At 60.5% G+C, this 13,786-nt stretch carries 15 protein-coding genes and 2 riboswitches; of the genes, 9 read left to right on the top strand and 6 right to left on the bottom strand.

Features of this window, described 5'->3' with window-relative positions:
- Nucleotides 1–138: 138 nt before the first annotated feature.
- Together RIB87_RS10750 and RIB87_RS10745 are read left to right on the top strand one after the other, a co-directional pair.
- Entirely contained in the window at nucleotides 139–639 is a 501-nt protein-coding gene (locus tag RIB87_RS10750) for a cupin domain-containing protein (protein ID WP_350146414.1), read from the top strand.
- Between the two features lie 12 nt (nucleotides 640–651).
- A complete protein-coding gene (locus RIB87_RS10745; protein ID WP_350146412.1) occupies nucleotides 652–1,167 on the top strand; it encodes a P-loop NTPase family protein in 516 nt (171 codons plus the stop codon).
- Nucleotides 1,168–1,179: 12 nt separating this feature from the next.
- Here RIB87_RS10745 and tldD read toward each other — a convergent pair whose 3' ends face one another.
- The 3 genes from tldD to RIB87_RS10730 all read right to left on the bottom strand — a co-directional run bounded on the left by tldD (nucleotide 1,180) and on the right by RIB87_RS10730 (nucleotide 3,800).
- Nucleotides 1,180–2,604, bottom strand: a complete 1,425-nt coding sequence (gene tldD / locus RIB87_RS10740; RefSeq protein ID WP_350146410.1) for a metalloprotease TldD — start codon at nucleotides 2,602–2,604, stop codon at nucleotides 1,180–1,182.
- Between the two features lie 52 nt (nucleotides 2,605–2,656).
- Nucleotides 2,657–3,109, bottom strand: a complete 453-nt coding sequence (locus RIB87_RS10735; protein WP_350146408.1) for a hypothetical protein — start codon at nucleotides 3,107–3,109, stop codon at nucleotides 2,657–2,659.
- Nucleotides 3,110–3,203: 94 nt separating this feature from the next.
- On the bottom strand, nucleotides 3,204–3,800 hold the full coding sequence (locus RIB87_RS10730; RefSeq protein WP_350146406.1) for a YqgE/AlgH family protein: 597 nt from the start codon (nucleotides 3,798–3,800) through the stop codon (nucleotides 3,204–3,206).
- A gap of 134 nt (nucleotides 3,801–3,934) precedes the next feature.
- Between RIB87_RS10730 and RIB87_RS10725 the strand changes: the two genes are divergently transcribed.
- Nucleotides 3,935–4,888: a protein-disulfide reductase DsbD domain-containing protein gene (locus RIB87_RS10725; RefSeq protein ID WP_350146404.1), complete on the top strand. Its 954-nt coding sequence runs from the start codon at nucleotides 3,935–3,937 to the stop codon at nucleotides 4,886–4,888.
- Between the two features lie 84 nt (nucleotides 4,889–4,972).
- The gene (locus RIB87_RS10720) at nucleotides 4,973–5,458 is read left to right on the top strand and encodes a peroxiredoxin (protein WP_350146402.1); all 486 of its coding nucleotides are present in this window, start codon (nucleotides 4,973–4,975) and stop codon (nucleotides 5,456–5,458) included.
- Between the two features lie 75 nt (nucleotides 5,459–5,533).
- Here the strand turns inward: RIB87_RS10720 and rnhA are convergent, their stop codons facing one another.
- From rnhA to ispH, 3 genes are read right to left on the bottom strand one after another with little or no spacing between them, the layout of a single operon-like run.
- Nucleotides 5,534–5,968 carry a ribonuclease HI gene (gene rnhA, locus RIB87_RS10715; RefSeq protein ID WP_350146400.1) on the bottom strand — a complete coding sequence of 145 codons (435 nt, stop codon included), beginning with the start codon at nucleotides 5,966–5,968 and terminating at the stop codon, nucleotides 5,534–5,536.
- Complete coding sequence (locus RIB87_RS10710) at nucleotides 5,968–6,933, bottom strand: homoserine kinase (protein ID WP_350146398.1); 966 nt, start codon at nucleotides 6,931–6,933, stop codon at nucleotides 5,968–5,970. Before RIB87_RS10710 ends, rnhA begins: the two co-directional genes overlap by 1 nt.
- Before the next feature lie 53 nt (nucleotides 6,934–6,986).
- The gene (gene ispH, locus RIB87_RS10705) at nucleotides 6,987–7,964 is read right to left on the bottom strand and encodes a 4-hydroxy-3-methylbut-2-enyl diphosphate reductase (RefSeq protein WP_350146396.1); all 978 of its coding nucleotides are present in this window, start codon (nucleotides 7,962–7,964) and stop codon (nucleotides 6,987–6,989) included.
- Between the two features lie 298 nt (nucleotides 7,965–8,262).
- Here ispH and RIB87_RS10700 point away from each other — a divergent pair, with 298 nt between their 5' ends.
- The 5 genes from RIB87_RS10700 (at nucleotide 8,263) to gcvPB (ending at nucleotide 13,627) form a co-directional block, all read left to right on the top strand.
- Complete coding sequence (locus RIB87_RS10700; RefSeq protein WP_350146394.1) at nucleotides 8,263–8,778, top strand: hypothetical protein; 516 nt, start codon at nucleotides 8,263–8,265, stop codon at nucleotides 8,776–8,778.
- Nucleotides 8,779–8,912: 134 nt separating this feature from the next.
- Nucleotides 8,913–9,029: riboswitch (glycine riboswitch) on the top strand.
- A 1-nt stretch (nucleotide 9,030) separates the two neighbouring features.
- Nucleotides 9,031–9,159, top strand: a riboswitch (glycine riboswitch).
- Nucleotides 9,160–9,235: 76 nt separating this feature from the next.
- The gene (gcvT, locus tag RIB87_RS10695) at nucleotides 9,236–10,381 is read left to right on the top strand and encodes a glycine cleavage system aminomethyltransferase GcvT (protein WP_350146392.1); all 1,146 of its coding nucleotides are present in this window, start codon (nucleotides 9,236–9,238) and stop codon (nucleotides 10,379–10,381) included.
- Nucleotides 10,382–10,389: 8 nt separating this feature from the next.
- Nucleotides 10,390–10,767 carry a glycine cleavage system protein GcvH gene (gene gcvH, locus RIB87_RS10690; RefSeq protein ID WP_350146390.1) on the top strand — a complete coding sequence of 126 codons (378 nt, stop codon included), beginning with the start codon at nucleotides 10,390–10,392 and terminating at the stop codon, nucleotides 10,765–10,767.
- Nucleotides 10,767–12,113, top strand: a complete 1,347-nt coding sequence (gene gcvPA, locus RIB87_RS10685; protein ID WP_350146388.1) for an aminomethyl-transferring glycine dehydrogenase subunit GcvPA — start codon at nucleotides 10,767–10,769, stop codon at nucleotides 12,111–12,113. Before gcvH ends, gcvPA begins: the two co-directional genes overlap by 1 nt.
- Nucleotides 12,110–13,627: an aminomethyl-transferring glycine dehydrogenase subunit GcvPB gene (gene gcvPB / locus RIB87_RS10680; RefSeq protein ID WP_350146386.1), complete on the top strand. Its 1,518-nt coding sequence runs from the start codon at nucleotides 12,110–12,112 to the stop codon at nucleotides 13,625–13,627. Before gcvPA ends, gcvPB begins: the two co-directional genes overlap by 4 nt.
- The last annotated feature ends 159 nt before the right edge of the window (nucleotides 13,628–13,786 follow it).

Raw genomic sequence — 13,786 nt, 5'->3', positions numbered from 1 at the left:
TGTTGATAGTCCTGTTGTTGCGGTGCGGTCAGCACCGTGCATGCCGCCATAAGATAAACCTAGCCCATTGCACTTTGTATCTGAATGGGTGTGCTAGAAAGTGGTTTGCGTGTTGTTCCGGGAATGGGGTCTTGGCAGATGTCTGACAGCATTTTGATCCATACGACAAAGCTGAAGGACAAAGAGTTTTTGCACATTCAGCATCCCAAAGATGATGCTGCCGAAGTGCTGCTCGTTCCTTTGGCAGACAGGGCCGGTCTTAAACGTGCCCCGTTGCATCTGGTCAGGGTCGCACCCGGCAAAAAAGCGTTTCCGCTGCACGCGCATCATGCAGAAGAAGAGTTTGCGTTCGTGCTTTCCGGCACCGGCGAGGTCCAGCTTGACGACATTCGCACACCCATTGGCCCCGGTGACTTTTTGGGATTTCCCACCGATGGAACAGCACACGCTTTGTGGAACACGGGCGAGGAACCGCTGGTTTATCTCACGGGCGGCGAGCGCGCGGCTGTGGAGGTGGTGGATTTTCCCGAACTCGGCCTGCGTGCAACATCAACGCGGCGCGATGGGGGCCAGGTCTATTTCGACATCGCGTCTGGCCAGAAACGTCCGATTGCGGGCGTCGGTGATGATGATTCCTAGCGTCTATGCATCATGACCAAGCCTATGCGCCGTATCATGGTCATCGGCCCCGGCGGCGCGGGAAAATCAACGCTGAGCAAGGCCCTCGCGGCAAAGCTGGACCTGCCACTGATCCACCTCGACAAGCACTACTGGCAACCTGGCTGGGTGCCCATGACCGAAGATCACTGGCCTGCGGCTGTCGAAGAACTGGCCGCGCGTGAGACATGGGTCATGGATGGCAATTTCGCCGCAACCTTCGACATCAGGATGCCCCGCACAGACCTCGTGGTGTTTCTGGATTTTGGCCGCTGGGCAAGCCTGTGGGGTGCCGTTACCCGCGTGCTAAAACAGTCAGGTCAGGTGCGCAGTGACATGGCACCCGGGTGCCCTGAAAAGTTTGATGCCGCGTTCTTTGTCTGGCTGTGGAACTTCCCGCGCGATACGCGGCCCACGCTGACAGATGCGCTGGAACGCTACCCGCAGGTGCCCGTGGTGCGGCTGACATCGCGCCGCGCGATACAGCGCTGGCTTGCGGCTATTACTTGATGGTGTGATTGACTACGCAGCCGTCCCGCCCACCGTCAGTGCTTCCATATGCAAGGTCGGCTGGCCGACGCCCACGGGCACGCCCTGTCCGGCCTTGCCGCAGGTGCCGATGCCAGTGTCGAGCTTCATGTCGTTGCCAATGGCCTTGATGCGGGTCAAAGCGTCGGCGCCGTTGCCGATCAGCGTTGCGCCCTTGATGGGGGTGGTCACCTTGCCGTCCTCAATCATGTAGGCCTCGGTGCAGGAAAACACGAACTTGCCGTTGGTGATATCCACCTGGCCGCCGCCGAAGTTGGTGGCGTAAATGCCTTTCTTGACGCCCGCCAGTATCTCGCCGGGGTCGCGGTTGCCTTCGGTCATGTAGGTGTTGGTCATGCGTGGCATCGGCTGGTGGGCGAAGCTCTCGCGCCGCCCGTTGCCGGTTGCTGCAACGCCCATGAGGCGCGCATTGAGGCGGTCCTGCATGTAGCCCTTGAGAATGCCGTCCTCGATCAACACCGTGCGCGATGTCGGTGTGCCTTCATCGTCAACGGTCAGCGAGCCGCGCCTGTTGTCCAGCGTGCCATCGTCCACCACGGTGACACCGGGGGAGGCAACACGCTGCCCCATCAGCCCGGCAAAGGCTGATTGCCCCTTGCGGTTGAAGTCGCCTTCAAGGCCGTGACCAATCGCTTCGTGCAGCAAAATGCCCGGCCAGCCCGGCCCCAGCACCACGTCCATTTCCCCGGCAGGGGCGGGCGCGGCCTCAAGATTCACCAATGCCTGCCGCAGCGCTTCGTCAGCGCCTGCCTGCCAGCTTTGGGTTTCAATGAAGCGCGCATAATTTTCGCGACCGCCGGTGCCAAATGATCCTGATTCCTGACGGTCCCCGTCGCCCACGACCACGCTCACATTGAACCGCACGAGCGGGCGCACATCGCGCACGATCTGCCCGTCGGCACGCAAAATCATCACCGCCTGCCACTCGCCCGACAGCGAGGCTGAGACCTGCCGCACGCGCGGGTCTTTGGCGCGGGCATAGGCATCAATTTCCTGAAGCAGTTTGACCTTCTCATCAAACGACGGCCCGCCGAGCGGATTTTCATCGCCATACAAATGCGCGTTGGTGGCCTGCGGACCGGCAGCCATCGAGCCCGAATGCCCGGCCTTCACCGCCTGCACAGCATCTGCGGCACGTTTGACAGCAGCTTCCGACAGATCAGACGCGTGGGCATAGCCCGTGGCCTCACCGGCAACACAGCGCAAACCAAAGCCCTGGCCCGTATCAAAGCTCGCCGTCTTCAACCGACCATCATCAAAGGCCAAAGCCTCTGACTGGGTGTACTCAAGAAACAGCTCGCCATCATCCGCACCCGACAGCGTGTCGGCGACAATCCGCGTCAAACGGTCAGGATCAAGACCGGCGCGGGTGAAGAAGAGTTCATCGGGAGTGGTCATGGCAGGGCTTTCAAACGGCTGAGTAAAATAGACTAACGCTCAAGACATAGGACTAGCGGTCCGGCATGTCATCCAGCAGGGCGGCAATGCGTGCAGATCGTGGTTGCGGGTCATTCGCCACCAGGTCCTCAATCGGCACCAACCGCCCGGGCACGCGGGACAGATCGCAAGGCACGTGAGCTTTGGAGGTGCGATACATCGGCCACTGCACCACCCGCAGCGTCTGAAGATCAACCAGAAAAACGCCGTTAATGCGGCCAAACCAGTTGTCCCAGTCGCTGAACTTCCAGTTTTGCCACCCCAAGGGCGGCGGGGCGGTAATGTCAGCAACGGACTGCGGGTGCGCGGCGCAAAAGCCGACAGCCGAACGGCCGGGGTCACGCGGGTCCAGGTAGGGCGCGGCGACTTCAATCAGCGCAGGCGCTGACCCGCCATCTTCGGCGATGTGCAGCCCGGCGGATATTTTCCGTCCGTAATGAAAATGTATCAGCGCCTCGTCACGCATGCGCGGGGTCAGCCTTTGCTATTGAGTTTCAACACCATCATACAGTGAAAAAGGTAGCCCGCCAGCGTGCGCAAACAAGGCTTTGCGCGGGCACCTATGCGTGGCCGGCCTCAGCAGACAGTAGCGCTGGGTCAACGCCAAGTGTGGCCATGGCGCGCGACCATTTTTCATTGGGCGGTGGCACAAAAATCAGCTCCGGCCCTGCGTCACATACCAGCCAGCCATTGGCTTTTATTTCCGCTTCAAGCTGGCCTGCACCCCAGCCTGCATAGCCCAGCACCAGCAGCGTGTCGCGCGGGCCATCGCCGCCCGCAATGGCGCGCAGCACATCTGTTGTCGCGGTCAGGCCTACCCCGTCACCTACCTGAACAGTGGCGCCGGTACCTTTGTATTCGGTTGAATGCAGCACAAAGCCGCGCCCGGTTTCCACCGGGCCGCCAACATGGATAGGCACATTGGCAGGTGAGGCACCGGCGACCTCAATCGACAACTGGTCCAGCAGTTCGTCAAACGTGATGTGGTCAGCGCGTCGGTTGATAATCAGTCCCATGGCACCGTCATCCCCGTGCGAGCACATATAGACAACTGTCTGCGCAAAGCGGCGGTCTTCCATTGCGGGCATGGCAATAAGAAACCGGCCTTGCAGCGACCGCGAAGGGTCCGTCATGAATGGTGATTTATCTGCTGTCATGCGGTGATGTTACCCCGTCAGGCATCCACCGCCAAAGCCCGCATGGAGACGAGATTAACGCACCTCACGCAACAGTGACCGTCGCGGGCGCAGTTGGCAGGCAACGTTCAGCTTTCCGCGTTATGATGCGAACCATGCAACGAACTTTTTTCAACATGCCTTGTGTGGTGGCGTGCCTTGCTGCGGTTGCGCTGGGTATGGGTTTCTCAGCCCCCACACATGCCGGCGACACACGGCTTGGCGAGCGGCTGGCCACGCACGCAGCACCCCCCGGCGCTAGTGCGTGGGACGTAAGCATGGCATCAAGGTTGCGGCTCGTGGCAGCGCAAACATCTGCCACCTTGCAACCGGGTGAAACCGCTTTGGCGGCGGGGGTCGAAATCACCCTCGACAAGAACTGGAAAACCTATTGGAGCACCCCTGGTGACACAGGAATTGCGCCGATGTTCGACTTTTCCCGTTCCACTAACGTCGCATCCGTTGGTGTGTCGTATCCCATGCCGCAGCGCTTTGATCTGCCCGGTGATATCAGTTTTGGCTACGAGGGCCGCGTTGTGTTTCCGCTCACCGTGACCCCGCAGGTGCCCGGCGCGCCGGTGGTTCTGGCGGCTGATGTTGTGTACGGCGCCTGCGAAGAGCTGTGCATTCCCGTTGAAGCAAAAGCACAACTGACGTTCGCCGCAGCGCCCGCTGCGACGACGCGCTTCGCGAACGATATTGCCCGCTGGCGGGAGCGTGTGCCCGCGGCCCATGGGGCAATACTCGCGCGCGTTGAACCCGTCACTGACAACAAAGGTGCGCGGCTGGTGATCGACGTGAATGCCCCTGCGGCATGGTCGGCTCCGACCATCATTGCTGAACTGGTGGACGGCCCGGCCCGTGCCTATCTCGGCACGCCCACCTATCAGCCCGACGGCTCCCACGCGCGTTTTGTGTTTCCGGTCAAAATCCACAAAGGTGGTCCGGGTTTGCACGGTGGCGCGACACTGGCCATCACCGTTGCCGATGGGGCAGAGGCAGTGGCTGCAGCTGAGCCTGACACGCCGATGTGGGCGCAACACTTCGAGTATGTTCTTCCCCCACAATAGGCTGGCCATTCCGCTCCCTTGCGGGTTTAATGCGGGCCAAATTGACACCCGCAAAACACCTCACCATTCAAGGGAGATTTTCCAATGGCCATCAGCGTTGGCGATCGTATTCCGGACGCAACCCTCACCATCATGACCGAAAACGGTCCGACCCCGGTCGCTACAGCCGACATGTTCGCCGGCAAGAAAGTGGTCGTGTTCGCCCTGCCGGGCGCGTTCACGCCCACATGCTCAAACCAGCATCTGCCCGGATTTATTCAGCATGCGGATGAAATTAAAGGCAAAGGCGTGGACAGCATTGTCTGCCTGTCAGTCAATGATGCGTTCGTGATGGATGCCTGGGGCAAGGCGCAGTCTGCCGGCGACAAAGTGCAGATGGTGGGCGATGGCAATGGCGACCTGACAAAAGCCATGGGCCTTGATTTTGATGGGTCCGGCTTTGGCATGGGCACCCGCTCGCTGCGCTATTCCATGCTGGTGGAAGACGGTGTGGTGAAAAGCCTCAACCAGGAAGCCAACCCCGGCGAAGCCAAGGCGTCCGGTGCCGAGACGATGCTTGGTCAGCTTTAGCTCAATCAGAAACACCATCAGAAGCACTGTGTGGACCCCCGGTGGCGGGGGTCCATGCCACATCTGCCTGGTGCGCTACCGATAGGCCTCAAGCCCGTTGCGGGCCAATTCATCTGCCCGGTCATTTAGCGGGTGACCTGAGTGGCCTTTTACCCAGTGCCATTCAACGGTATGCCGTTCAGCGGCCTCCTCCAGTCGCTGCCACAGGTCGGCGTTTTTTACCGGCTTTTTGGCGGCTGTACGCCAGCCGTTTTTCTTCCACCCGTGAATCCATTTGGTAATGCCGTCGCGCACATAGGTTGAATCCGTGTGCAGATGAACTTCAACGGACCGCGTCATGGTTTCCAGCGCCATGATTGCCGCCATGAGTTCCATGCGGTTGTTGGTGGTGCCTGCTTCGCCGCCGGAAATCTCGCGCTCATTGTTGCCTGCAATCAGGATTGCCCCCCAGCCACCGGGGCCGGGGTTTCCTGAACACGCGCCATCCGTATAGACATCAACCCGCGTCATCAGCCGCCATATCCGTAGTCAGCAGCGCCCACGGCGTGTTGATGAAACCGCAGGCGTTTCAAATACTCGCGCGGGTCTTTTGGCTTCACCAGCGCATCCTGCGGGCCATCCAGCCAGTCCACCAGACGGGTCAGCAAAAACCGCAGGGCCGCGCCGCGTGCTAGCAGGGGCAGGGCGTCGGCTTCCGCATCATCAAGCGACCGCACTTTGTTGTAGCCTGAAAGCAGCGCCCGGCCTTTGGTCACGTTGAAACTGTCATCTGCCTCAAAGCACCAGGCATTAAGACAGATTGCAATGTCATAGGCATACGCATCAGTGCAGGCGAAATAAAAGTCGATCAGGCCCGACAGTTCCGCGCCGATGAAGAACACGTTGTCTGGAAAAAGGTCGGCATGAATGACGCCGGTCGGCAGATCATTTGGCCAGTGTGCCGCCATCAGCGCCAACTCATCCGCAATCAGCGCGCCCAGCCCTTCGCTCACACGGTCAGCGCGCCCGGCCACGGTGTCTGCGAGAGTATGCCACCCCGCGACCGAAAGCGCGTTGGGGCGCGTCATTGAAAAGTCGCTGCCTGCCTCGTGCATGGCGGCAAGGGCGCTGCCAACCTGTGCGCAGTGCGCTGCGGTCGGGCGTTTCACGTCCATGCCCTCAAGAAAAGTCACAAGCGCCGCCGGACGCCCCGCAAGCCGGTGCAGCAGGGTTCCGTCGCGTGCATGTACCGGCACAGGGCAGGCGAGACCTCGCGCTGCGAGATGCTCCATCAGCCCCAGAAAAAACGGCAGGTCGCTTTCCGCCGTGCGTTTTTCATACAGGGTCAGAATGTAGGGCGAGGTGGTGGTGTGCAGCAGAAAGTTCGAGTTTTCGACGCCCTCGGCAATGCCCTTGATGGAACTAAGCGTGCCGATGTCGTAGCGCGACATGAAGTCCGCCAGTGCATCGTCGGGAATCTCTGTGTAAACCGCCATTGCTTGTCGTATCAGGCTCGCGCGCAAAGGCGCAACACATCAGCACACCCGTGTCACGAAGCAATCAGTTGCTTGGGCAGCTTGAAGATTACGTCCTCGGACGACACCGTTACTTCTTCGGTGGTGACGGCAAAGCGGCGGGAAATCTCATCAATGACACCCTGAACCAGCGATTCGGGAGCTGAGGCACCCGCCGTCAGGCCCACAACAAACCGGCCGCCGTTGCGTGCGGCAACAGCAGTTTCAAGGGCTGTCCAGTCAACTTCAGATGCCTTTTGCACCAGTTGCGCCGTTGTGCAGCCCGCTTTCTCGGCAACTTCCACCAGCCGAACCGAGTTTGAGGAATTGGGCGCACCCACCACAAACAGCGTATCGCAGCTTTCCGCGATAGCCTTGACTGCCGCCTGCCGGTTGGTGGTCGCGTAACAGATATCGTTTTTGTGCGGTCCGCGAATGGCCGGAAAGCGCTTCTTGAGAGTTTCGACAACTGCCAGCGTATCGTCGAGCGACAGCGTGGTTTGTGTCACGTAAGCAAGGTTTTGGGGGTCCGGGGGGGTGACAGAGTTTGCGTCACCCACGGTTTCAATCAGCGTAATCGCACCATCAGGTAACTGGCCAAGCGTGCCTTCCACTTCCGGGTGCCCCTCATGGCCGATCATCAGAATGTGGCGGCCTTCCTCGAAGTGACGATTGGCCTCCACATGCACCTTGGAAACCAGCGGGCAGGTGGCGTCCAGATAAAACATGCCGCGCTGCTCAGCGTCCGCAGGAACTGACTTGGGTACACCGTGAGCCGAAAAAATCACCGGCCGTGACGGATCGCTGATCTCGTCAAGCTCTTCCACGAATACGGCACCCTTGCGCTCAAGCTCCTCCACCACGTGGCGGTTGTGCACAATCTCGTGGCGGACAAATACCGGCGCGCCGTATTTTTCGATGGCGCGTTCAACCATCAGTATGGCCCGGTCAACGCCGGCACAAAAGCCGCGCGGGGCAGCGAGCAGTATGGAAACAGGAGGGCGCTGGGTCACGAACGGTCTTTCCGCATTACGGCCAAAACAAAACTCTCACGGGCACAAAGAACCTTGTCACCAACATCCCTCGCGTGTTGTGCCTTGCTGGGGTGGGCGCGCTTGGCTTACTGTTCCTACCCGCTCACCATCTGACTGCGATACTTTGTTCTCACAGTCTTCAAGCGGCAGTCTCCAAGCGTAAGTGAGCCACCCGGCCCCCCAAGTCAAGGCATTGAAATACCGAATGGCAGCAGTAAAAAACCCCAGTCTATCAAGGGTATTTCCCTTTATACGCTCAGTCTCACGCGTTGGATTTATGGCAGCCGCAGCCCTTCTCATCGCCGGGTGCGGGTGGTGGAGCGGTGCCGACCGTGAAGTCGCTGTCAAACGCGGCTGCCCGAACGCGGGCATTCTGGCCGATGCTCAACTCAAAACCGAGTATCGCGACGCCCAGGGCCGCGACATCACCGATGTGGCGTATCGCTGGGAACTTCTGGATGCGGTTGCCGAGTGCTCCTACGACGATACCGAAATTGACGTGGACTACGCGCTGTCCATGGGTGTGACCGCAGGCCCGGCCGCCTCACGAAGCGTCGTGACGGCCCCCATCTTTGTGGCTGTCACCCGCAACGGCGAGACCATTCTCCAACGTTCCACGTTTGAGGCCGAGGTCGAGTTCGAGCAGGGCCAGCGACAGGCGGTTTATACCCGTACATTCAGGGGGCTAACCTGGGAGGTGGGTGAGGAAGACGGTCGCCTTTATGAGGTCGTCATCGGTTTTGAGCTGACACCTGAACAGGTCGAAGAGAATCGCCGCCGCGCCCGCTTTTGATCATCATGCATCGTGCCGGCATGGGCGCCGCCAAAACGCGCGGCGCTGGTGCCACATATCCCCAGCTTTGTTGCTCATATTGAGTTGGCTTCGTTGACTCCTGCCCGCGCCTCCCTATCATCGCATCGGTCAGCCTAACCCGCGCGGGAGAGACTGGCGGGTGGGTGGTTTCATGTTTGAACACCTGCCCAAAGGCGCCGAAGGAGCAACCGCCCCGGAAACTCTCAGGCACCAGGGACCGCGTGGGGATGACACTCTGGAAAGCAGTGCGCAGGTCATTTTGCGACGCTCACCGAAGGAGTAAGCCCGCCACCGAGGCTTGTGCCGGTTACAGCACATCGCTTCAGGTTGGGTGAATCTCTCAGGTTTTTCGACAGAGGGGGCGCTTTGCCATTGGCTCTTTATGTTGAGCGCCGGGGGCGGGCGGTCTCATGAGTCTGTCGAAAGCAAATACCCAGTGGCTGATGGTTCTTCTCACGATCTGAAAACAACTCCCCTGCATTCGCTGCATGTGGAGCTGGGGGCCAAAATGGTCCCCTTCGCAGGCTACGATATGCCGGTGCAATATCCGCTCGGCGTGCTTGGCGAACACAACCACACCCGTGCCAAAGCCGGTCTGTTTGATGTTTCGCACATGGGGCAGGCGTTTCTTGAAGGGCCGGACCATGAGACCACGGCGCGCGCGCTCGAAGCCCTGGTGCCCGGTGACATGCGGGGCCTTGCGCGCGGCCAGCAGCGTTACACAGTTCTCCTCACCGACGACGGTGGCATCATCGATGACCTGATGGTCGCGCGTTCAGCATCAGCCGATGACGATGGCCGCCTGTTTCTGGTGGTCAATGCCTCGCGCAAGGATGTTGACTACGCGCACATCGCGTCGTGCCTGCCACAAGGTGTTACGCTGGCTCCGGCCACTGAACGTGCGCTGCTTGCCCTTCAGGGGCCAGCGGCAGTTGAGGTAATGGCGCGTCATTGCCCCCAGGCCGCTGACCTTACTTTCATGAGCGCCACAAGCGCGGAGTTTGTTGTCGGGGGGCAAAGCATCGACTGCCACGTCAGCCGTTCGGGCTATACCGGCGAAGACGGCGTTGAAATCTCCGTACCGGCTGCCCACGCGCAGACGATGGCTCGCGCGCTGCTGGCGCATGATGAAGTGGAGCCGATCGGCCTTGGTGCCCGCGACAGCCTGCGTCTTGAGGCCGGGCTTTGTCTCTACGGCAATGACATTGACGAAACAACCTCGCCCGTTGAAGCCTCCATTGCCTGGGTCATTCCCAAACACCGCCGTGTGGCCGGAGATTTTCCGGGTGCGGAGCGTATTCTCAGGGAGCTTGCCGATGGCCCGTCGCGCAAGCGCGTCGGCATTCTGCCCGACGGCAAGGCCCCCGCGCGCGGCCACACCGAAATACAGGTGGCAGGCGCGGCGGTGGGCGAAATCACCTCCGGCGGCTTTGGCCCCACCACAGACGGCCCCGTCGCCATGGGCTATGTGGCCTTAGCGCACGCCAAGGTAGGCACTTCTCTTGATCTCATTGTGCGTGGCAAGCCGCGCACCGCGCATGTGGCCAGGTTGCCCTTCGCGCCCCATCGCTACGCAAAATAGGAATCGACATGGCTGATATCAAATACACCAAGGACCACGAATGGGTGCGCGTTGAAGGCGATACCGCCACCGTGGGCATTACCGATTACGCGCAGGAGCAACTGGGCGACGTTGTATATGTGGAACTGCCCGACATCGGCAAAACCGTGGGGCAGGGCGACGAGGCTGCCGTTGTCGAATCGGTCAAGGCGGCCTCTGAGGTCTATGCGCCGGTCTCCGGCGAAGTTATCGAAATCAATGACGGGCTGGCGGATGCGCCTGCCGGCGTCAATGACGACGCAATGGGCAGCGGCTGGTTCGTCAAGCTCAGGCTGAGCAACACCAGCGAACTCGAAAAACTGATGTCCGAAGACGAGTACAAAACCTATCTGGCGGAGCTCGATTGATGCGTTACCTTCCCCTCACGGCGGACGACCGCCAGCAGATGCTCGGCGTCATTGGTGCCAAAAGCATTGATGATCTGTTCATTGATGTGCCGGAAGCCGCGCGCATCAAGCACACATTTGATCTGCCGCCTCACCAGGGCGAACTTGAGGTCGAGCGCGCTTTGTCTGCCATGGCCGCTAAAAACACGAGCGCGGGAAGCGTGCCGTTTTTCGTTGGCTGTGGCGCCTACAAGCACCACGTGCCCGCCTCGGTGGATCACCTGATCCAGCGCTCGGAGTTTTTGACCTCCTACACGCCTTACCAGCCGGAAATCTCGCAGGGCACGCTGCAATATCTGTTCGAGTTTCAAACCCAGGTAGCCCTGCTGACCGGCATGGATGTGGCCAACGCCTCCATGTATGACGGCTCGACCGCGTGTGGCGAAGCCGTGCAGATGGCGCACCGCGTGACCCGCCGCAACAAGGCGCTGCTGTCGGGCAACCTGCACCCGCATTACCGCGCCGTAATTGAGACATCGGCCCGGTTTGCAGGCGATGGTGTTGTTGCGCTGGATGCCGCGCCGACCAGTGCTGAAGACATTGCAGGCCGGATCGACGACGACACGTCCTGCGTCGTCGTTCAGTACCCGGACTTTTTCGGCAATGTGCGCGATCTGACCGACATTGCTGCTGCGGCGCACGCCCAAGGCGCATTGATGATTGTCGCCATTCCCGAAATCATTTCCATGGGTGCCCTCAAGACCCCCGGCGAGATGGGGGCAGATATTGTGGTGGCCGAAGGCCAGTCCATCGGCAACGCGCTTAATTTCGGCGGGCCGTATGTGGGTCTGTTCGCCACCCGCCAGAAATACGTGCGTCAGATGCCGGGCCGTCTGGCCGGTGAAACCGTGGATGCGGATGGCAAGCGCGGCTATGTGCTGACACTCTCTACCCGCGAACAACATATTCGCCGTGAGAAAGCCACCAGCAACATCTGCACAAACTCGGGTCTGTGCTGCCTGGCTTTCACCATTCATCTGGCCCTGCTGGGCGAAAAAGGCTTCACCCGCCTTGCCGCCCTCAATCACGAAAGCGCCATCAAGCTGGCGGACGCGTTGTCTGCCGTACCCGGTGCAGACGTGCTGACACCAGCATTCTTCAATGAGTTCACAGTGCGGACACCTAAACCTGCCGCGCAGGTGATTGAGGCTCTTGCCGAAAAAGGCGTGCTGGGCGGTGTGCCCGCGTCACGGCTGATGCCCGATGATAAATCGGTCAGTGATCTGATTATTGTCGCCGCAACTGAAGTCAACACGGATGCTGACCGCGCAGCCTATGCCGCAGCGCTTACCGAGGTTCTGTCATGAGCAGTAAAACAACATTCACCGGCCATCGCGGTCTTGACCACGAAGAGCAGCTGATTTTCGAGCGCGGCCGCGAGGGTGCCTGCGGCGTGGACCTGCCCGAACCCGACGGTGTGGCGTCACGCCTTGGCGGCCTTGAACGCAAGGGGGCCGTTGGCCTTCCCGGTCTGTCAGAGCCTGAAGTGGTCCGCCATTTCGTGCGCATGTCACAGAAGAACTATGCCATTGACGCAGGCTTTTATCCGCTGGGCTCATGCACCATGAAGCACAACCCGCGCCTCAACGAAAAAATGGCGCGCCTTCCGGGCTTTGCGGACGTGCACCCGCTGCAGCCGCAATCCACTGTGCCCGGCGCGCTCGAACTCATGCACGAACTGGCCCGCTGGCTGATGGAGCTTACCGGGATGCCTGCCGTCGCCATGTCGCCCAAGGCAGGTGCCCACGGTGAGCTGTGCGGCATCATGGCCATGCGCGCAGCCCTTGAAGCGCGGGGCGAAGCAGCCACCCGCACCCGCATTCTGGTGCCTGAAAGTGCCCACGGCACAAACCCGGCAACGGCGGCAGCCTGCGGCTTTACCGTTGACGCCATTCCAGCCACCGACGAAGGCCGCGTGGACCTTGCAGCCTTCGAGGCCAAGCTCGGCCCGGACGTTGCGGGCATCATGCTCACCAACCCCAACACCTGCGGCCTGTTCGAACGTGACATCCGCAAAATTGCCGATGCCGTTCACGAGGCAGGCGGCTATTTTTATTGCGACGGCGCCAACTTCAACGCCATTGTCGGCCGCGTGAAGCCGGGCGATCTGGGCGTGGATGCCATGCACATCAACCTGCACAAGACATTTTCCACACCTCATGGCGGCGGTGGTCCCGGTGCAGGCCCTGTAGTGTTCTCGGATGCCCTGGCCCCCTTCGCGCCGCTGCCTTATGTGGTGAGCGATGCAAAAGGTCTGCGGCTGGTGGAGGACGACGCATCGTCAGACGCAACGCCGTTTGGCCGCATGGTCGCCTTCCACGGCCAGATGGGCATGTTCGTCCGCGCGCTGTCCTACATGATGAGCCACGGCTCGGATGGTCTGCGGCAAGTGGCCGAAGACGCCGTGCTGAACGCCAACTACGTGCTGGAAACCCTCAAGAGCGAAATGACGGCGAGCTTTGAGGGTCCGTGTATGCACGAGGCACTGTTCGATGATCGCTTCCTCAAGGGAACCGGCATTGAGACGCTGGACTTTGCCAAGGCAATGATCGACGAGGGCTACCACCCGATGACGGTCTATTTCCCGCTTGTTGTGCATGGCGCGATGCTGATTGAGCCAACGGAAACCGAGTCCAAGGAGACATTGGACGAGTTCATCGGCTGCATGTTGGATCTTGCCAAAGCTGCAAAAGCCGGCGATACGCAACGCTTCAAGAACGCCCCCGAACTCACACCACGCCGCCGCCTTGATGAAACCACCGCCGCCCGCAACCCGGTGCTGCGCTGGACACCACCAGCCCCGGCGCAGGCAGCGGAATAGGGGTAGCGCGCTCGAGCAGTAGTAATGGCGCTTCGCCTCATTCCCGTATCCCCGGGCTTGACCCGGGGTCCACTCGCTGATCTGCAGGGAAAAGCCACTGAGAGTGCATTTGGTGTTGCTTCGGGCGGTGCTCAAATCCTAGGTGCAGGGTCGCAAATG

This window comes from Pyruvatibacter sp., assembly GCF_040219635.1.
Lineage (GTDB): Bacteria > Pseudomonadota > Alphaproteobacteria > CGMCC-115125 > CGMCC-115125 > Pyruvatibacter.
This window is presented reverse-complemented; position numbering and strand designations above follow the sequence as displayed.